The sequence below is a fragment of the Paeniglutamicibacter terrestris genome, from assembly GCF_012271785.1.
GTDB lineage: Bacteria > Actinomycetota > Actinomycetes > Actinomycetales > Micrococcaceae > Paeniglutamicibacter > Paeniglutamicibacter terrestris.
In genome coordinates this window covers 284,261-303,072 of record NZ_JAAWVT010000002.1, presented here as the reverse complement: position 1 = coordinate 303,072, position 18,812 = coordinate 284,261, and the positions used below count along the sequence as shown (strand labels likewise).

General features: G+C 61.0%; 14 protein-coding genes and 1 tRNA gene. 4 read left to right on the top strand and 11 right to left on the bottom strand.

Annotation, left to right across the window (positions count from 1 at the left end; all coding sequences use genetic code 11):
• Window positions 1–34: 34 nt before the first annotated feature.
• The 6 genes from rho to argS all read right to left on the bottom strand — a co-directional run bounded on the left by rho (window position 35) and on the right by argS (window position 9,080).
• On the bottom strand, window positions 35–2,293 hold the full coding sequence (gene rho / locus HED64_RS07085) for a transcription termination factor Rho (protein WP_168151356.1): 2,259 nt from the start codon (window positions 2,291–2,293) through the stop codon (window positions 35–37).
• A 346-nt stretch (window positions 2,294–2,639) separates the two neighbouring features.
• Window positions 2,640–3,575: a homoserine kinase gene (gene thrB, locus HED64_RS07080; RefSeq protein ID WP_168151355.1), complete on the bottom strand. Its 936-nt coding sequence runs from the start codon at window positions 3,573–3,575 to the stop codon at window positions 2,640–2,642.
• Between the two features lie 40 nt (window positions 3,576–3,615).
• The gene (gene thrC / locus HED64_RS07075) at window positions 3,616–4,716 is read right to left on the bottom strand and encodes a threonine synthase (protein ID WP_168151354.1); all 1,101 of its coding nucleotides are present in this window, start codon (window positions 4,714–4,716) and stop codon (window positions 3,616–3,618) included.
• On the bottom strand, window positions 4,717–6,003 hold the full coding sequence (locus tag HED64_RS07070) for a homoserine dehydrogenase (RefSeq protein ID WP_168151353.1): 1,287 nt from the start codon (window positions 6,001–6,003) through the stop codon (window positions 4,717–4,719).
• A gap of 8 nt (window positions 6,004–6,011) precedes the next feature.
• Window positions 6,012–7,433, bottom strand: a complete 1,422-nt coding sequence (lysA, locus tag HED64_RS07065; RefSeq protein ID WP_168151352.1) for a diaminopimelate decarboxylase — start codon at window positions 7,431–7,433, stop codon at window positions 6,012–6,014.
• 6 nt (window positions 7,434–7,439) lie between these two features.
• A complete protein-coding gene (argS, locus tag HED64_RS07060; protein WP_168151351.1) occupies window positions 7,440–9,080 on the bottom strand; it encodes an arginine--tRNA ligase in 1,641 nt (546 codons plus the stop codon).
• Window positions 9,081–9,271: 191 nt separating this feature from the next.
• Between argS and HED64_RS07055 the strand changes: the two genes are divergently transcribed.
• Both HED64_RS07055 and HED64_RS07050 read left to right on the top strand, forming a co-directional pair.
• Window positions 9,272–9,347, top strand: a tRNA-Arg gene (locus tag HED64_RS07055).
• 346 nt (window positions 9,348–9,693) lie between these two features.
• Window positions 9,694–10,704, top strand: coding sequence for a transglycosylase domain-containing protein (locus tag HED64_RS07050; RefSeq protein ID WP_168151350.1), 1,011 nt, complete (start codon window positions 9,694–9,696; stop codon window positions 10,702–10,704).
• A 367-nt stretch (window positions 10,705–11,071) separates the two neighbouring features.
• On the opposite strand, the gene HED64_RS07045 is transcribed toward HED64_RS07050, so the two are convergent.
• Complete coding sequence (locus HED64_RS07045; protein WP_245325791.1) at window positions 11,072–11,743, bottom strand: response regulator; 672 nt, start codon at window positions 11,741–11,743, stop codon at window positions 11,072–11,074.
• Complete coding sequence (locus HED64_RS07040; protein ID WP_168151349.1) at window positions 11,740–13,041, bottom strand: sensor histidine kinase; 1,302 nt, start codon at window positions 13,039–13,041, stop codon at window positions 11,740–11,742. The genes HED64_RS07045 and HED64_RS07040 overlap by 4 nt, the downstream gene beginning before the upstream one ends.
• Before the next feature lie 239 nt (window positions 13,042–13,280).
• Here HED64_RS07040 and HED64_RS07035 point away from each other — a divergent pair, with 239 nt between their 5' ends.
• Window positions 13,281–13,868, top strand: coding sequence for a M15 family metallopeptidase (locus HED64_RS07035; protein ID WP_168151348.1), 588 nt, complete (start codon window positions 13,281–13,283; stop codon window positions 13,866–13,868).
• Between the two features lie 163 nt (window positions 13,869–14,031).
• A complete protein-coding gene (cls, locus tag HED64_RS07030) occupies window positions 14,032–15,540 on the top strand; it encodes a cardiolipin synthase (protein ID WP_168151347.1) in 1,509 nt (502 codons plus the stop codon).
• Window positions 15,541–15,717: 177 nt separating this feature from the next.
• Here the strand turns inward: cls and HED64_RS07025 are convergent, their stop codons facing one another.
• The 3 genes from HED64_RS07025 to HED64_RS07015 all read right to left on the bottom strand — a co-directional run bounded on the left by HED64_RS07025 (window position 15,718) and on the right by HED64_RS07015 (window position 18,525).
• Window positions 15,718–16,509: an ABC transporter ATP-binding protein gene (locus tag HED64_RS07025; RefSeq protein ID WP_168151346.1), complete on the bottom strand. Its 792-nt coding sequence runs from the start codon at window positions 16,507–16,509 to the stop codon at window positions 15,718–15,720.
• Window positions 16,502–17,425: an ABC transporter permease gene (locus HED64_RS07020; RefSeq protein ID WP_168151345.1), complete on the bottom strand. Its 924-nt coding sequence runs from the start codon at window positions 17,423–17,425 to the stop codon at window positions 16,502–16,504. Before HED64_RS07020 ends, HED64_RS07025 begins: the two co-directional genes overlap by 8 nt.
• Before the next feature lie 92 nt (window positions 17,426–17,517).
• Complete coding sequence (locus HED64_RS07015) at window positions 17,518–18,525, bottom strand: ABC transporter substrate-binding protein (protein WP_168151344.1); 1,008 nt, start codon at window positions 18,523–18,525, stop codon at window positions 17,518–17,520.
• Window positions 18,526–18,812: the final 287 nt, after the last annotated feature.

Below are 18,812 nucleotides of genomic sequence, written 5' to 3'. Positions count from 1 at the left end.
GTCCGGACATGGTGAAACTGGGCGTATAGGGCAGCTAGGCGTCGTTCTTGGAACCCAGCGTGGTCTTGTTGATGACCATCAGGAACTCGGCGTTCGAGGCCGTCTCACGGATCTTGCCGGTGAGGGTCTCCAGCGCCTGCTGGGTGTCGAGGCCCGAGAGCACGCGGCGCAGGCGCCACATGATCTTGACCTCGTCGGGCGAGAGCAACTTCTCTTCGCGGCGAGTACCCGAGGCGTTAACATCAACGGCCGGGAAGATGCGCTTGTCCGCCAGCTGGCGGGAAAGGCGAAGCTCCATGTTGCCGGTGCCCTTGAACTCCTCGAAGATGACTTCGTCCATCTTGGAGCCGGTTTCCACCAGCGCGGTGGCCAGAATGGTCAGCGAGCCGCCGTTTTCGATGTTGCGAGCAGCACCGAAGAAACGCTTGGGCGGGTACAGTGCCGAGGAATCGACACCACCGGAAAGGATACGGCCCGAAGCCGGGGCAGCCAGGTTGTAGGCACGTCCCAAACGGGTCATCGAGTCCAAGAGGACCACCACGTCCATGCCCATTTCCACCAGGCGCTTGGCGCGCTCGATGGCGAGCTCGGCCACGGTGGTGTGGTCATCGGCAGGCCGGTCGAAGGTCGAGGCAATAACCTCACCCTTCACGGTGCGCTGCATGTCGGTGACTTCCTCGGGACGCTCGTCAACCAAAACCATCATGAGGTGAACCTCGGGGTTATTGGTGGTGATGGCGTTGGCGATGGACTGCAAGATCAGCGTCTTACCGGCCTTCGGCGGGGAAACGATCAGGCCACGCTGGCCCTTACCGATCGGGGCCACGAGGTCAATAACACGCGGGCCGATGAGCTTCGGATCCGTTTCCAGACGCAGACGCTCGGTCGGGTACAGCGGAACCAGCTTGGAGAAGTCAACGCGGTTGGTGTTCTCCTCCGGGTTCTTGCCGTTGATCGCGGTGAGCTTGACCAGCGCGTTGAACTTGGCACGTGAGGACGCGTTCTCGTTTTCACGCGGTGCGCGGATGGCGCCCACCACGGCATCGCCCTTGCGCAGGTTGTACTTCTTGACCTGGTTCAGCGTGACGTAAACGTCCGAGGGACCGGCAAGGTAACCGGAGGTGCGGATGAAGGCGTAGTTATCCAGCACGTCCAAGATGCCGGCGACCGGCAGCAAGACGTCGGAGTCATTCAGCTCGGTGTCATCTACATCGGGCTGGTTACGGCCACGGCCGCGACGGTTGTTGGCGTTACGGTCATTACGATCGTTGCGCTCGGAACGGTCATTGCGCTCACCGCGGTCGTTGCCACGGTCATTGCGGTTCGCATTGCGTTCGCGGTTGCGCTCATTGCGTTCACGGTTGCGCTCGCGGCGGTTGGCGTTGCGCTCTTCGGCGGACTCGCGGCGGTTAGTGTTGCGCTCCTCGGAGGAATCGCGGTTACGCTCTTCGCCACGGTTCTCGGCAGACTTTTCGTCCTGTGCCTGAGCCTGAGCCTGCGCCTGGACCGGAGCCTCGACGGCTTCAACGGTGTCGTTCGACTCGTTGTTGTTGTTCTCGCGACGGTTACGGTTGCGATCACGACGATTGCGGTTACGCTCGCTGCGCTCCGGGCGTTCGGAACGTTCGGCGCGTGCCTCGTTGTTCTGGCTGCCTGATTCGGTGGCTTCGGCGGCGGGGGCCTCGGCCACTGCTACGGGAGCAGATTCCGCGGGTGCTTCGGTGGCTACCGGTGCGTTGCCATTGGAATCGGCACGGCGCGAGCGGGTGTTACGTCGCGGTGCGCGTTCCTCCACGGCGGGTGCCTGGGCTGCTGCCAGTTCCGGTGCAGCAACGGTCTCGGTGGCCGGGGCCACGGTTCCGCTGGAGTCGGCGCGGCGGCTGCGGGAGCGACGAGCGGGTGCTTCGGCCTTGGCCTCGGCAGCTACCGGTGCGGCAACTGCTTCGGTTTCGGTCTTGGTTGCTGCTGCGCTCGATGAGCGGCGGTTGCCGGTCTTCGGTGCGGTTTTTGCCTTGGCCGGGGCCTTGGCTTCGGGAGCAGCTTCGGTAGCGGCGACAGCCTCAACCTTGGGCTCCGCCTTGGCCTTGGCTGCGTCGCGGTCTGCGACGGAGCCCCCGCGCTGGTGGCTGGAGATCGCGCTGACAAGATCATTCTTGCGCATCCTCGACCCGCCGGTAATACCCAGCTGGGACGCAAGTACCTGCAATTGTGCAAGCTTCAGGCCGGCAAGTCCGCCGCCCTTGGATGCGTTGTTTTCTTCCACGCCTGCAGTCAGGCTGGTGGTTTCGGTCACGAAGGTTCCTTCCCCCTCGTCGGGCGGATCGCATCAGAGAGATCCGCAACGATTGACTACTCCTTTATCCCGCGTCAGATGCGAGAGAAAGGTTCGGCCGTGCACAGCCCCAAATATCAGGGCAGATGCTTCGGTCGATCATGAGACACACCAAGGGATCGATTCACCAACAAGGTTGACGGAGTCCATCGGATGGTGTGGGTGTGCCAGCAGACCCAGCAAAAATGGTTTGTGATGATCGAAGCCCCCAAGATCCGCCCGCCAAAAGCGAGGGGAGGAGATCGATGGCTGCACGAAACGCGGTGAATCATCCACATATAACCGGAGGATTCTTTTCAAGCGGGTGCTAAAGCACTTCTACTCTAACACCCGTTGGCGCTACCGATTCAATTTGGACACGCCAGTTGGGCCCGGAACGGTCTGCGGCAAAGGCCGATACAACATCGGCGGCCTCGCGGGCTTGCTGCTGCCCCGCGCACAAAATCATCACCGTGGGTCCGGCACCGGAGACCACCGCGGCGTAACCGGCGGCACGCACGTGCTCGATGAGTTCGGCACTGGGTGCCATGGCCGGCGCCCTAAAGCCCTGGTGCAGGAAATCCTGCGTACCGACCATCAGGGATGCGGGGTCGTGAGCCAGGGCGTGAATCAGCAACCCCACCCGTCCCCCATTGGCCGCGGCCACCGCGTGCGGCACCGTGGCCGGCAACAGCCCACGCGCGGCCTCGGTGGATAGCTCGATGTCGGGAATGGCGAGCACCGGAACGATGTCCGGATGCAATACACCCTGTACCGTGCCGAATCCGGAATCCGTGGTCCAGGAGAGCGTCAGCCCGCCGTAGACCGCCGGTGCCACGTTGTCTGGATGACCCTCCCAGCGCGAAGCGGCCTGGAAGATTTCTTCGGTACCGCCACGGCTCGCAGCGGGAAGGAGGGCATCGGCGGCGGCCAACGCGCTGACCATGGCCGCGGCGCTGGAGCCCATGCCACGACCATGCGGGATGTTGTTTCTCGCCTCAATGCGCAGACCCGCCGGAGTAAAGCCAAGTTCGGCCCAACGCTCGAGGATCGTCTTGGCGATCAGGTGCGTTTCATCGGTCGGCAGCGTTTTCGAACCCTCCCCGGTGATGGCCACACTGACGCCGGGTTCGGCCACGGTATGCACCACCAGGGTGTCCCACACCGAAAGGGCAAGTCCTAACACGTCGAAGCCCGGGCCCAGATTGGCACTGGTGGCCGGTACGTGCACGGCAATCGACTGTCCGGCTTGGATCTGCGCCATGAGGGTCTGTGTATTCCTTATTTCCGGTGTGGGTGAGTACTTAGGACAGGCCGAGGGCCGAAGCCACCGAGACCACGTCAAACTCAACCTTGGTGGGGGCGACGGGCGAGCCGTCTTCGGTCTTCAGGGCCCAGTCCGGGTCCTTGAGTCCATGACCCGTCACGGTGATGACGATCTTCTTGCCGGCCGGCACGTTGCCCGCGGCGTGTTGCTTTATGAGCCCGGCAACGCCCGCGGCGGAGCCCGGTTCCACAAAGACGCCTTCACGTGAGGAGAGCCAGCGGTGAGCCGCAAGAATCTGCTCGTCGGTTACCGAGTCGATGATGCCACCGGATTCGTCGCGGGCCTCTTCGGCCTGCTTCCAGGAGGCAGGGTTACCGATGCGGATCGCGGTGGCGATGGTGTCGGGTTCGGTGACCGGGTGGCCCAAAACGATCGGTGCGGCACCGGCGGCTTGGAAGCCCCACATGATGGGGGTCTTGGTGGATACCGGGGCGAGCTTCTCGCCGGCCTGGTTGGTGTACTCGGAGCAGTACTCCTTGTAGCCCTTCCAGTAGGCGGTGATGTTTCCGGCGTTGCCCACGGGCAACACATGGTAATCCGGAGCATCGCCCAGGTAATCGACGACCTCAAAGGCACCGGTCTTCTGACCCTCAATGCGTGCCGGGTTCACCGAGTTCACCAGGAAGACCGGGTAGTTCTCGCTCAGCTTGCGGGCGACCTCGAGGCAGTTATCGAAGTTGCCATCAACCTGAAGCAGTTCCGCACCGTGGGCGATCGCCTGGGAGAGCTTACCCATGGAAATCTTGCCGTCCGGGACCAACACCGCGCATTTGAGCCCTGCCTGGGTGGCGTAGGCGGCAGCGGAGGCCGAGGTGTTGCCCGTGGAGGCACACACCACTGCCTTGGCTCCGGCGGCGACCGCTGCGGTCATCGCCATGGTCATGCCACGGTCCTTGAAGGACCCGGTCGGGTTCATCCCCTCAACCTTGAGGTAGACCTCCGAGCCGGTGAGTTCGCTCAGGGCCGGGGCGAACACCAGCGGTGTACCGCCTTCACCCAAGGTGATGACCTTGGTGTTTTCGTCAACGGGCAGGCGATCGGCATATTCGCGGATGACTCCGCGCCACTGGTGGGCCACTTAGTTTCCTTCAACTCGCAGGACAGATGTAACTTCTTGGACGGCATCCAACGATGCGACGGCGGCCACGGTAGCGGCCAACGCTGATTCGGTGGAGCGGTGGGTAACGATGCGCAGCATCGCCGATCCACCATCGACGCTATCGCTTCCACTTTGGCGCAGGGCCTCAATGGAGACGGAGTTCGCGGCGAAGATCGCAGCGATGGCTGCGAGTACACCGGGTTCATCCGAGACGCGCAAACCGATCGCATAGCTGGTGGTGATCTGCTCAAAGGACAGCGCGGTGTTCGGCTGCTGAGCCGCCACGGCGGGCAGCGGACCTCCGGAGACCACGCGGCGGGCCACGGCGACGGTGTCGCCCATGACGGCCGAAGCGGTGGGAGCGCCACCGGCGCCGGCACCGTAGAACATCAGCTCACCGGCATTTTCTGCCTCAACAAACACCGCATTAAACGCACCGTGGACGGCTGCCAGCGGGTGGTTACGGCGCAATAGGGTCGGGTGCACACGCACACCAATGCCGTCCGCCGAGCGTTCGGCGATCGCCAGCAATTTGATGACCATGCCCGCGTCTTTCGCGGCAGTGACATCCGCGGCGGTGATCTTGGTGATGCCCTCGCAGTGAACATCGGCCAAGTCAAAGTCGGTGTGGAAGGCCAGCGAGGCAAGGATCGTGGCCTTCGCTGCTGCGTCGTGACCCTCAACGTCGGCCGTCGGGTCGGCCTCGGCATAACCCAATGCCTGCGCCTGGGCGAGCACGTCGTCAAACGCGGCACCGGTAGTGTCCATGGCGTCGAGGATGAAGTTCGTGGTGCCGTTGACGATGCCCATGATCTTGGTGATCCGGTCTCCGGAGAGCGAATCGGAGATCGGGCGAAGGATCGGGATGGCTCCGGCGACGGCAGCTTCGTAACGCAGCTGCGCACCGTGCTTGATGGCCAGAGCGTTGAGTTCGGCACCGCGGGCCGCCAGCAGCGCCTTGTTGCCGGTGATGACCGAGGCGCCATTGGACAGGGCCCGGGCAATCAGCTCGCCGGCCGGCTCCAGGCCGCCAAGCAACTCGATGACAATGTCTGCCCCATCAACCAGCGACTGAGCGTCGGTGGTGAATAACGCGGCAGGAATCTGCGCATCGCGCTTGGTCTCCAGATTGCGCACGGCAATACCGCTGAGTTCAAGATTTGCTCCGGCGCGATCGGCCAGCACCGGTGCATCGGCGAGCAGGATGCGGGCCACTTCGGACCCCACATTGCCGCAGCCGAGCAGGGCCACCTTCAGTGTTTTCACGTGTTTTACTATGCTCCCAAATCGCGGGCCAACAAGTCTGCTTCGGTTTCCCTGCGGATGATGGCGCGGGCGGCGCCATTGCGGACAGCCACCACGGCCGGACGGCCCAGGTAGTTGTAATTACTGGACAGTGCCCAGCAATACGCCCCGGTTCCCGGAACGGCCAAAAGGTCGCCGGCTGCAACATCCTCGGGCAGGTAAACGTCCCGTACGACTATGTCACCGGACTCGCAGTGTTTACCAACCACACGTGAAATAATCGGTTCACTTTCCGTCACACGGCTGGCCAGCACCGCCGTGTAATCGGCGTCATAAAGCACCGGGCGAGCGTTATCACTCATGCCGCCGTCCACCGAGACGTAGCGGCGCGGCGCTAAGGTGCCATCCGCGGTTTCCACCGCAACGCTCTTGCGCACCCCGGCCTCGTAGAGGGTGAAAGTGGTGGGGCCGGCGATGGCGCGACCGGGTTCGATGGAGATGCGTGGCACCTTAAGCCCCAGCTCGGCCGCGGTAGCAGCAACCACCTCGGCCATGGCCGCCGCCAATAAGGCAGGTTCACGCGGGGTGTCGGCCTCGGTGTAGGCGATGCCGTAGCCGCCACCCAAATCCAGCTCGGGCAGCTCGATGCCGTGCGCAGCCTTGATCCCGGCCATGAACGTCAGCATCTTCTGTGCCACCAGGGCGAAGCCTTCGGCCTCGAAGATCTGCGAGCCGATGTGGGCGTGCAGGCCCAGCAGGTTCAGCTCCGGGTGCCCCAGGGCAAAGTCGACGGCGGTCGTGGCCGGAGAAGCATCCTGACCGAGCTGCACCATCGAGAGCCCAAACTTCTGATCCTCATGGGCGGTGGCGATGAATTCATGGGTGCTGGCGTGCACACCGGGGGTCAGGCGCAACATCACGTTGGCACGCTTGCCGGTTTCGCGGGCCAGCAGGGCCACGCGCTCCAGCTCATCGAGTGAGTCCACCACGATGCGTCCGAGGTCGGCTTCGAGCGCTGTACGAATCTCCGTCACGGACTTGTTGTTCCCGTGCAGCGACAGGTTGGCCGGCGGAACCTTTGCTACGCGGGCGACGGCCATTTCGCCACCGGAACAGGTGTCCAGGCGCAGTCCCTCGGCGGTGACCCAGCGGGCCACCTCGGTGCTCAAAAACGCCTTGCCAGCGTAGTAGACATCCACTCCCCCGCAGATTGACTCGAAGGCAGCGTCAAAGGCTTCCTTGAAGCCGCGAGCCCGGGCGCGGAAGTCATCCTCGTCCAACACAAAGAGCGGAGTGCCGAACTCGCGAGCCAGATCGGAAACCTTGATGCCCTGAACGGCGAGCTCACCCCCCTCGGACCGGGCCACACCGGCTGCCCATTGAACCGAACGCAGGTCGTTAACATCGGCGGGCAGCGAGAGCCAGGCCGGTGCGAGGGGTGAAGAGGTCATCGTTCCTTACATCTTTTCCGGTGCGGATACGCCCAACAGGTCAAGGCCGTTGGCCAGGACCTGGGTGGTGGCGTCGTTGAGCCACAGGCGGGTGCCGTGGATCGGTTCCACGGCGCCCTCGCCCACGGGAGTGACACGGCAGGCTGCATACCAGGAGTGGTAGGCACCGGCCAGCATTTCGATGTGTCGTGCAATGCGGTGCGGTTCGCGGTGAGTGGCTGCCTTGGCAACCACCGAGGGGAACTGCCCCAAGGCTGCGAGCAGGTCATTCTCGGTTTCGTGGGTCAGCAGCGTCGCATCAAAGTCGGTGCGCGTGACGCCCTTTTCCACAGCGTTGCGCGCCGCGGCGATGGAGCGTGCGTGCGCGTACTGTACGTAGAACACCGGGTTGTCGTTGGTGTTTTTCTTCAGCTGTTCCGGATCGATCGTCATCGGCGAATCTGCCGGGTAACGGCCCAGCGAGTAACGCAGAGCATCGGCGCCAAGCCAATTGATCAGGTCGCGCAGCTCGATGATGTTTCCGGCACGCTTGGACAGACGGGCACCGTTGACGGAAATCAACTGTCCGATCAGCACCTCGATGTTCTTGTCCTTGTCGTCTCCCGCGCAGGCGGCGATGGCCTTGAGGCGGTTGACGTAGCCGTGGTGATCGGCACCGAGCAGGTAGATCTTCTCGGGGAAGCCACGATCCTTCTTGGAGAGGTAGTACGCGGCGTCTGCGGCGAAGTACGTCGGTTCGCCGTTGGCGCGGATGAGCACGCGGTCCTTGTCATCACCGAAGTCGGTGGTGCGCAGCCAGACGGCACCATCGGTGTCATCGATGTGACCCTGTTCGCGCAGGCGTTCCACGGCATTTTCCACGGCACCGCCGGCATGCAGCTCCTGCTCGGAGAAGAAGACATCGAATTCGACGCCGAAGTCGTTCAGTGTTTCTTTGATGTCTGCCATCTGAGCCACGTACGCGGCTTGGCGCACGATCGGCAGGGCAGCTTCCTCGGTGAGCTGGCGAATGTCCGGGTGATCGGAGGCTACGGTGTCGGCCAGTTCCTTGATGTATTCACCCGGGTAGCCACCCTCCGGGACCGGCAGACCGTGCAGGCGGTTGTAGACCGAACGTGCAAAGACGTTCATCTGGTTGCCGGCATCGTTGATGTAGTACTCGGAGGTGACAGAGGCACCGCTGGCCTTGAGCACACGGGCGATCGAATCGCCGAGGGCTGCCCAGCGGGTGTGGCCGATGTGCAGCGGGCCGGTGGGGTTCGCCGAGACGAATTCCATGTTGACGATGTGTCCGGCCAACGTGTCGTTGGTGCCGTATGCGGCGCCAGCCTCAACGATGGTCTTGGCTAGTTCACCGGCGGCGCCGGCCTCGAGGGTGATGTTCAGGAAGCCGGGTCCGGCGATCTCAACCTTGGAGATCCCCTCGACTTGCGTCAGTCGATCAACGAGGATCGAGGCGAAGTCGCGGGGGTTCATGCCCGCCTTCTTACCAAGCTGCAGGGCGATGTTGGTGGCCCAATCCCCGTGTTCGCGACTCTTCGGTCGCTCCACACGCACTGCCTCGGGTACTTCAACGGAAATCTGGCCGGCGTCGAGGGCATCACGGAGGCAAGCGGAAATGGCTGTGGAGAGTTCTTCAGGAGTCACTCTTCAAGGATAGCGGTGCCTGTGGGCGCCATTGGACGATATGACGTGGCGGTGTCGCACACATCAACGGCACATTTGGTGGGCCGGACGGCTTCAGCGGAGAGTCGATTTGCGGTTCACCTGTTCACACCTGCTAAGCTCGTCTACGTTCCCAGCCGAAAACATTTTGTGAAGCAGTATTTTCGGCACAAGCCCTCGTAGCTCAGGGGATAGAGCGTCCGCCTCCGGAGCGGAAGGTCGAAGGTTCGAATCCTTTCGAGGGCACCAAAAGAAAAGCTCCTGTTATTCCAGTTTTACTGGAATAACAGGAGCTTTTTTCATGATCCCTCATCAGACCGGCATCCGGTTTGTCCTACATCTCGATGAGCTGCCCAACTGGGGCCGTCGCCGCGAATGGTTGATTCCCAAGGGGAGGCTGAATGTGGCGGTAAGGCAGCCCAGAACCAACACCAGCGCCCAGCATTGCTGTTCTTATTTCAATATCACTGGACGCGCTGTGTCCACTGGGGATCACGTTCGGCCTATGCGAAAACAATAACTATCGAGGTTGGGTAGAATTGATATAAATCCTCGTCATCTTGGGGAATTATTTCTACCCCCGGCGGGAGTCACCATGCGCGCATCGGAAAACGACGCCTCGCAGCCCGTGGCCGATCTGTTGATACACCAGACCCAGACGCAGCCCTGGGACCCGGAACGGACGGCACTTTTACTTCCAGAACCGGAGCCCGAACCGCGGCGTAGACACCCCGTTGCCAGACTTGTTGCCACTACGTTCAAGACGCTGATCGCTATGTTGGTGATCACCGAGCTTGTGGCCGTCTCCTTCATCTGGTTCACACCGACCCGTACCTCGTTCATGCTGCAGAACCAGAGCGGGCCCATCGCTTATCAGTTTGTCTCCCTCGATCACATCAGCCGATACATGATCGCTGCCACCATCGCGCATGAAGATGAAGACCTCGGATCCCGCATGGGGGCGTTCAGCTTCACCGAGTTCAGGGCCCGTGCGGTTGCGCACATAGATGGTGGTGAAGACCCCAGCGGGTCCACGATCCCACAGCAGCTGGTCAAAAACATCTTTCTCTGGCCCGGCCAAAGTGGCTTCCGTAAGGGTCTGGAGGCCGTGTTGGCCACGCAGTACAGCCTGACGCTTTCGGATCAACGGATCATGGAGCTTTACCTGAACTACGCGCAATTTGGCCCTCGCCTGTATGGGATCTGTGCTGCGTCCTGGTACTACTTCGGCACTCCCCCATATTTCATGAATGAGTACCAAGCAGCCCAATTGATGGGAGTGTTACCGCTACCTAGCAAGGTGGAGCGTGCGCCGGGTGGCGGAATACTTCTGGATTCAAGGGCTCATCCTGGCGCGTGGAATCTGGTCAACGGGGCGGCAAATGTCCACGTTCCGCGACAAATTGCCGGTATGGGTGGCTGGAAATCGGCCGTTGGCACCATCGGAATTTCTGACAGTGCCTCGGACTATGCCGATGAGCGGCTGCCCGGAGCTTCCGCGCACAACGTGGCCTGCACCAGTTATCCGGAAGACGTGGTGGACTTGCTGCGGGAACAAGGTGTCGAGTTCGACTCGCAGTCGATGAAGATCACCAAAGACCTGTAGCTGAGAGCAGACCGGTGCGACCCTGTTGAGCTGGCAGACCCTGTTGCGGCAGGGGAACCTGGAATTCTATTAGTGCCTCTTGGCGGGCGAGGTTTCACGGACATTGGCTGGCGCATTTTAATGCCAACTAGCGCAACCGCACACACACCATCGGAGCGTCCCGATTCGAGTGAAATCATCAGACCAGGGGTACCGGAAAAATAAGACAGCCCCCGTGGTGACGGCGAATCTCCACGGGGGCCTAACCGCCGCTCCTTTGAGAAAAGGGGCATTGGCTTCCATGAACAATACAGCCATTGGGCCCAAGAGGCCGCATCGGCGCTAGGTGATCCGCACTACACTTCCCCCAGTGCCGATGTGAACAGGACTATCTGCCAATCCCGTTCTCGTAGGAATACACCACGATCTGCACCCGATCCCTCAGCTCAAGCTTGCGCAGGATGGCACCAATATGAGTTTTGACGGTTGATTCGCTCAGGAACAACCGGCCCGAGATCTCTTGATTTGTTAGGCCGAGTGCCACGGCCGCAAACACTTCGGTTTCGCGATCGGTGAGTGCGGCGAAATTCTCGGGTACTTCGCGTGCCGGTTCCGGCTCAGATTCCAGCAGGGCTGCAAGATTTTGTGGGGCGATGACGGAGCTTCCCGCATGCACGGCGCGAATGGACGCGCAGACAAACTCCGGAGTGCTGTCCTTGAGAATAAATCCACTGGCCCCGTGACGCACTGCGGTGGCCGCGTGCTTGTCCCAGTCGAAGGTGGTGAGCATGATGACCTTCGGAGCCCGGCCCAACTTTGCCGAATCCGTTTCAAAGATTCGCCGCGTCGCTTCGACACCATCCATGGGCGTCATTTGCACATCCATCAGCACCACGTCGGGACGCGTAGCGGCCACGGTCTGGAGCGCCTCGGTGCCATCGGCCGCCTGGCCCACCACTTCCATATCAAGCTGTGCGCCCAAGATGATGGCAAGTCCGGAACGAAAAAGTTGTTGGTCATCGACCAACACCACGCGGATCATATTCTCGTTCAACGTCATACCCATTCTTTATTCAGCGGAAAAGTTGCGGCGATGGTGAAGGTACCAGGTACTCCTCCAGCACCGTCGTCGGTATCAATACTTAGTGTTCCGCCAACCGACGCCAAACGCTCACGCATGCCACTGATTCCGGTACCCACACGTGTTTCGGCGAAATTGCTGCAGAAGTCGTTGGTCACGCTCAGGGTATAGCTGCTCGCTCCCCAATAGTGGCGAACACCAATATCCGTGTTTTCGGTACCGTGGTGCAACGCGTTGGCCAGCATTTCTTGGATGACGCGCCTGATCACGGGAAGGATGTGCGCGGGAAGCGGAAGGCTCTGCCCAAGCATCTCCTCGGTGACGACGTATCCGGTGGTCCGAACGCCATGCAGGATCCCCGAGATGTCCGAAAAGCTCGGCGGCACCAATCCCAGCTGTGCAGTTTGCAGGGCCTCCGATGGCATTGGTGAGCCGCCCAATGGTTGAGATTCGGCTGTTTGGTTGAGTACCTGGCGCACCTCGCCCAAGGAACGACGTGCAGCATCGGCGATGGTGCCGGTGGTTTCGCGGATACGTGCAACATCGGCATCCGGAATAAATCGGATGGAATCGGCTTGGGCGATGATCACTGCCAGCGAATGACCCACCACGTCGTGCACGTCTCTGGCTAGCGCAGCGTTTTCTGCCCGCAATCGAGCCAGCTCCAAGGCACCCTCGGCTTCGGCCTTGGCCTTGACCGTGCTGCGTTCGGCGCTTTGTCGTCCGGTGAAGAGCCGAAAGAGCAGACCCAAGAGCCATGGCAGCGTCATGACCGAGATCACGACGGCGAAGACGGCAAGCACCTGCTTATTTGATGGCCATCCGTTGGATTCCATGGCCCGGAACAGTGGATTCGAAATCCACGAATCGACAGCAACGATGTAATACGTGCCCAGCACCGATCCTAAGGCGATCGAAAGTCCGGTCAGCAGGACCCACACCCGGGAACCATTCAGTGCCACCATTCCGACCACATAGAGCATGCCGATCTGGGCGAAGTTGATGTCCACCCCGGCCAGCATCTGGGCCGCGGTGCCGCCCCACACGAGAATCACGGCCAGCGTAGGAAGTGCCCGCGCACATCCGATGGCCAGCGTCGCAGCAAGAATGTAGTAGGTGTACTCCCCAAAGCCGGAGCCACCATAGGACATGTGAAAAAGGTACTCGTGGCAGAGTGCCGCCACCATCAGGTACACCAGTGCCAGACTGACATCTGCGGGCCATCCCCAGCGCCGACGTCGGGGCATGGGGTACGGCGTCACCTCGCGACCAGGCATCGTTTTGCTCATCAGGACCAGACCCGACCCACTTCGACGCTAGGCCCAGCCATGGCCGGGGCCGTCCTCGACGTGGTTAACAAGACGCAATTGTGCATACTCCTACGGTAGTCGGCCCCACCCACCTCGTGAGTCACCCTTAGGTACCGCACCTCTGGGCCCACGGTACAGATCTTGGCTTCACACCTTGAGACCGCGGCTTGATGTGCGCGGCTCAAAAATGGCAAAGACTTGATGTCATGATGAAATTTCCCTCACAAGTTGGACGCTCAGCACGGAACAAAGCATTGCGCCTGTGCATCGTGCTCACCGGTGTGTTGGTCTTTGTGGTCTCACTCCTTGGTCTGGGTTACGCGTTGAAGCCAACCACTGGCGAGATGACTACCGCCGGCTTTGACACGATCGCCGGGAAAACGGCGGGGAGCACTTCTGCGCAGGTGCTGGCTCTGGGGGAAAAATATGGAAATGGCAGGATCCCCACCTCAGAGTTGGTCCAGGTGGCACCGGAGCGGTATCTGACACCCGATGCCGCCACCGGATTCGCGGCGCTGGCCGCCGGACTGCGGGCCGCGGGGCACGACGTCAAGATCAATTCGGCGTATCGGACGTTGGCCGAACAAGAGGAACTGGTCAGCGACCTGGGCTTGCTGGGCGAAGGTGGTACGGCGGCTGCGGTAGGTACCAGTGAACACGGTATGGCGATCAGCGTTGATCTGACGCTCAACGGCGCCGCCCTGACCTGGATGTTTGCACGGGCGCAGGATTCTGGCTTTAGCCAGACCGTGGCCGAGGAACCGTGGCACTGGACATGGATCGGCATCGACTGACACGCTTTCGCGGCCCTCACACTGGCACCCAGCGGTCAGTGTGGCCAGCGCGGAGCCAGCTCTGGGCCCACCACGACTCCGCCATCCCTGTGGTTTAGGCTTATCAGCGCCATCCGTAGCGTAACGTGAGGATGTTTGATCGTACGCGGGGAAAGTAGTCAACATGTTTTCAGGTGCTTCGTGGTGGGCGACCGCCCTTCTGCTCATCGATCTCACCATCCGCGTGCTGGCGGTGATCATCGTCCCGCGCAACCGCCGTCCCACCTCGGGCATGGCGTGGCTACTGGCGATCTTCCTGATTCCCTATTTCGGGGTCATCGCCTTCCTGCTCATCGGCTCCCCCAAGCTGCCGCGCAAACGGCGCAAGGTACAAAGCGAGATCAACGCCTTTATGCGCGAGGTGACGGCCGAGGAACGCCACGAGGAAACCCACGAGAAGAATCCCGCATGGTTCAACTCGCTGGTGAAGATGAACGCCACCTACGGCGGACTGCCCCTGCTGGCAGGGAATTCGGGCCAGCTGCTCGGCGACTACGAGCAAACCATCAAGGCGATGTCAGCCGCGGTGGACAACGCCACCGACTACGTTCACGTGCAGTTCTACATTCTGAGCTCGGATGCGACCACCAACGGCTTCTTCGAGTCCTTGGAGCGCGCCATCGCCCGTGGTGTGATCGTCAACGTCATGCTTGATCACTGGGCATCACGCGGTAAAAAGTACTACGCGGCCACCAAGGCACGCCTCGATACCATGGGCGCGAGCTGGACCTTGATGCTGCCACTGAAACCGTTGGAAGGAAAGTTCCAGCGACCCGATCTGCGGAACCACCGCAAGATCCTGATCATTGACGGCACCGTGGGCTACATGGGATCACTGAACATGATTTCGCGCGACTACAACGTCCCCAAGAACATCAAGCGCGGGCTGAAGTGGCAGGAACTGGTGGTGGAGTTGCGCGGCCCGGCGGTGGCAACCCTCGATGCGGTGTTCATCTCCGATTGGTATTCCGAAACCGGTGAGGTCATCAGCGCCGGTGTGCGTCGGGACGAGCTGGTGGCCAGCGGGGAGCATCTGGGCCGGATCAGCAAAGCGCTCATCGACCACAACACCGAGGCCGGGACCATGCTCATCCAGGTGGTCCCCTCGGGTCCAGGTTTTGAGCGCGAGAACAACCTGCGGCTTTTCCTGGGCCTGATCCACGCGGCACAAAAACGCATCGTGATTACCTCCCCCTATTTTGTGCCCGATGAGTCACTGATGTACGCCATCACCTCCGCGGTGGCCCGCGGGATCCCGGTGGATCTCTTTGTCTCGGAGATCGGTGATCAGGCGCTGGTTTATCACGCTCAGCGTTCCTACTACGAGGAATTGTTGCGCGCCGGAGTGAACATCTACCTCTACCCGGCGCCGTACATTTTGCACGCCAAGCACTTCACCATCGACGACGAGACGGCGCTAATCGGCTCGAGCAATATGGACATGCGCTCCTTTGGATTGAACATGGAGGTCTCCATGCTGGTGCGTGATGCGGGCTTCGTGGCGCAGATGCGTGAGGTCGAGGATCACTACCGTGAACTCAGCCGACCGCTGACCCTCGAGCAATGGATGGAGCAACCCCTACGCTCCACCGTGCTGGATAATCTGGCGCGGCTGACCTCCGCCCTGCAGTAGTCACGCGTTCGCAAAGCGGGCGCCAAGCTGTAACCGAGCAGCAGCCGGGCACCAAAAAGCCGCGCCTCACACCTCGCCTCCCCCATTCAAAGGGGGAACTGGGGTGCGAGAAGCGCGGCTTCTCAAGGGTGTTATTTCGTCGATGCCCCCAACGTGCGTGGACACATCACTCGGAGACTACTGCAGCATGGTCCGATCATCGAGCTGAGCGCCCTTGATCTTCTCGAACTCGTGCAGGAGGTCGGGAACCGTCATCTTGGCCTTCTGCTCGGAGTCCAAGTCCAGAATGATCTGGCCATCGTGCATCATGATCAGGCGGCTACCCAGGCGCAGCGCCTGTTCCATATTGTGTGTGACCATCAGCGTGGTCAGCTGATGACGTTGAACGATCTCTTCAGTCAAGCGGGCCACCAGGGCCGCGCGCTGCGGATCAAGGGCAGCGGTGTGCTCATCAAGCAACAGAATCTTGGGCCCGGAGAACGTGGCCATCAACAAACTCAGCGCCTGGCGTTGACCACCGGAGAGCAGCCCTACCTTGGCCTTGAGCCGGTTTTCGAGTCCAAGTTCGAGGGACTTGAGTTCCTCAACGAACTGCTCACGCTTGTTCTTGGTGACCCCAGATGCCAAACCGCGGAAGGTGCCGCGACCCAGAGCCAGCGACATGTTTTCCTCGATGGACATACTTGGCGCCGTGCCTGCCATCGGATCCTGGAAGACCCGGCCAATATATTTGGCGCGGGCGTGATCCGCCAGCTTGGTGACATCTTTCCCGGCGATGCGCACGCTACCGGCGTCGGGCCGCATCTTGCCGCCGACCATGTTCAACACCGTGGATTTACCGGCACCGTTGGAACCGATGACCGTAACAAATTCACCGTCGTTCAGTCTCAGGTTGATATCGCGCAGGGCCTTGCGCTCATTAACTGTTCCGGGGAAGAACGTCTTGCTGAGGTTAGTGATCTCAAGCATCGATGCCCACCTCCTTGATTTCCTGGTTGGTGGTGGCCTTGCCACGAATGCGAATCCGGTTCGCGAACTTCGAGAAGCCCTTCCACTGGGGCAGGATCAGGGCGATGACCACCAGCACTGCGGAGATCAGCTTCATGTCGTTCACTTCCAAACCGGCGTTCAGGGCCAGCTGGATGACCAGTCGATAGATGACCGAGCCCAGGACCACGGCGAGGGCGGCAATCCAGATGAATCGCTGTCCGAAGATCGCCTGACCCACGATGACCGAGGCCAGTCCGATGAGGATCACGCCGATTCCCATGCCGATGTCGGCGAAGCCTTGGAACTGGGCGATCAGTGCGCCGGCGAAGGCCACCAGACCGTTGGACAGTGCCAGACCCAGAATCTTCTGGTTATCGGTGCTCACGCCGAAGGATCGAATCATTTCCTCGTTGTCGCCGGTGGCGCGCATGGCCAGCCCAACGTCGGTGCGCAGGAACCAGACGATCAAGCCCACCACCACGAGGCAGCCAAGGAACAAGATGGCAACAGAGGTTGGGGTGCCCAGCAGCTTGTTTTCACGTAGCGGCGAGATCAGGGTGTCTTCACCCAGGAGCGAGACATTGGCCTTGCCCATGATGCGCAGATTGATCGAATACAGGGCGATCATGGTCAGGATTCCGGCCAGCAGACCGTCAATCTTGCCCTTGGTATGGAGCAGGCCGGTGATAATCCCGGCCACGGCGCCGACAACAAAGGCCAGCAGCGTGGCGATGAGCGGGTTAGTGCCGTTAACGATCAGGATCGATGCGGTGGCAGCGCCAGAGGTGAAGCTTCCGTCGACCGTCAGGTCGGGGAAGTCGAGAATGCGGAAGGTCAAATAGACCCCGAGGGCCATGATTGCGTAGATCAGGCCGAGTTCAACCGCGGTGATCATGGGTGGATCCTTGCGTTGTGAGGTGTGGGTTAATGATGTTGGCCGGTCGGGCTAGCCCGACCGGCCAACGAAGAGCGGAAAAGACCCGCTGTTTACTTGTAGGTTTCGACTGCTTCGGAGAGCAGGTCGGCCGGGAATGTCATGCCGATCTTTTCTGCTGCCGCGGTGTTCAGGTAAAGCTCGGCCTCAGTGATGGTCTCAACCGGCATGGTTGCGGGCGTTGCTTCACCCTTGAGGATCTTCACGGCCATGGCTGCGGTCTGCTCGCCGAGCTTCTCGTAGTTCAGCCCGTAGGTTGCCGTGGCGCCGCGCTTGACGGACGATCCGTCGGCGGAAATCACCGGGATCTTCTTGTCCTGCGAAACCTGGATCAAACCCTCGAGTGCCGAGACGACGGCGTTGTCGGTCGGGACGTAGAAGGCGTCCACGTTCAGGCTTGATGCCGCCTGCTGAACCTCGGAGGAAGCCGAGATGGCCTTGTCCTCGATGGTCAGGCCCAGCTCGGCTGCGGCTTCCTTGGCCCACTTGACCTGGATGGCGGAGTTGGCTTCACCCGAAGAGTAGACGATGCCCACGGTCTTGGCGTCCGGCTTGATCTTGGTCAACAGCTCCAACTGTTCCTTGACCGGGTTCTTATCCGAGGTCCCGGTGACGTTGGCACCCGGTGCCTCGGCACTGGCGACAAGCTTGGCATCTACCGGATCGGTGACGGCGGAGAAGAGTACCGGGATCTCGGTGATGGTCTGGGCAGCTGCCTGCGCCGCCGGGGTGGCAATGGCCAACACGAGGTCAATGTCCTTGTCGCTGGCGAACTTGCCCACGATCGAGGTGTTGGTTGCCGCTTCGCCCTGCGGGTTCTGCTCGTCGTAGGAGATCTTGTCGCCGGTGTAGCCAGCATCGGCCATACCCTTCTTGAAGCCCTTGGCAACGGCATCCAGCGACGGGTGTGTCACATACTGATTGATGCCAATCTTGACCGGACCGTCATTTGCCGCCCCGGATGAAGCAGGGGATTCGGCACCCGATCCGCCGCAGGCGGAAAGCAGAAGAGCTGTGGCTGCAACCCCGGCTGCGAGCTGTACGGACTTGAAGAGTTTCATAGTGTTCCTTTCACGACGTGCGAGTGTCATGCCTGATCTTCGGTGGTGACCAATTCCGGGCATTTTCAGGATTTGTACGTCCATCGCCAAACGGCGGGAAGTTCTCCTCATGAATTGCTTTGATACTACATGTGAAGCTACTCACATTTCTTCCATCTTCCCCGAATTGCAAGACAAACCGTCAGGGTACCAGCAGATGTGCGTACAACTTTGATCCGTGACGGGACAAAACCAGACAATTGATATCCCGACGACGGCAGATTCAGACGCTACCGTGGACAACACGT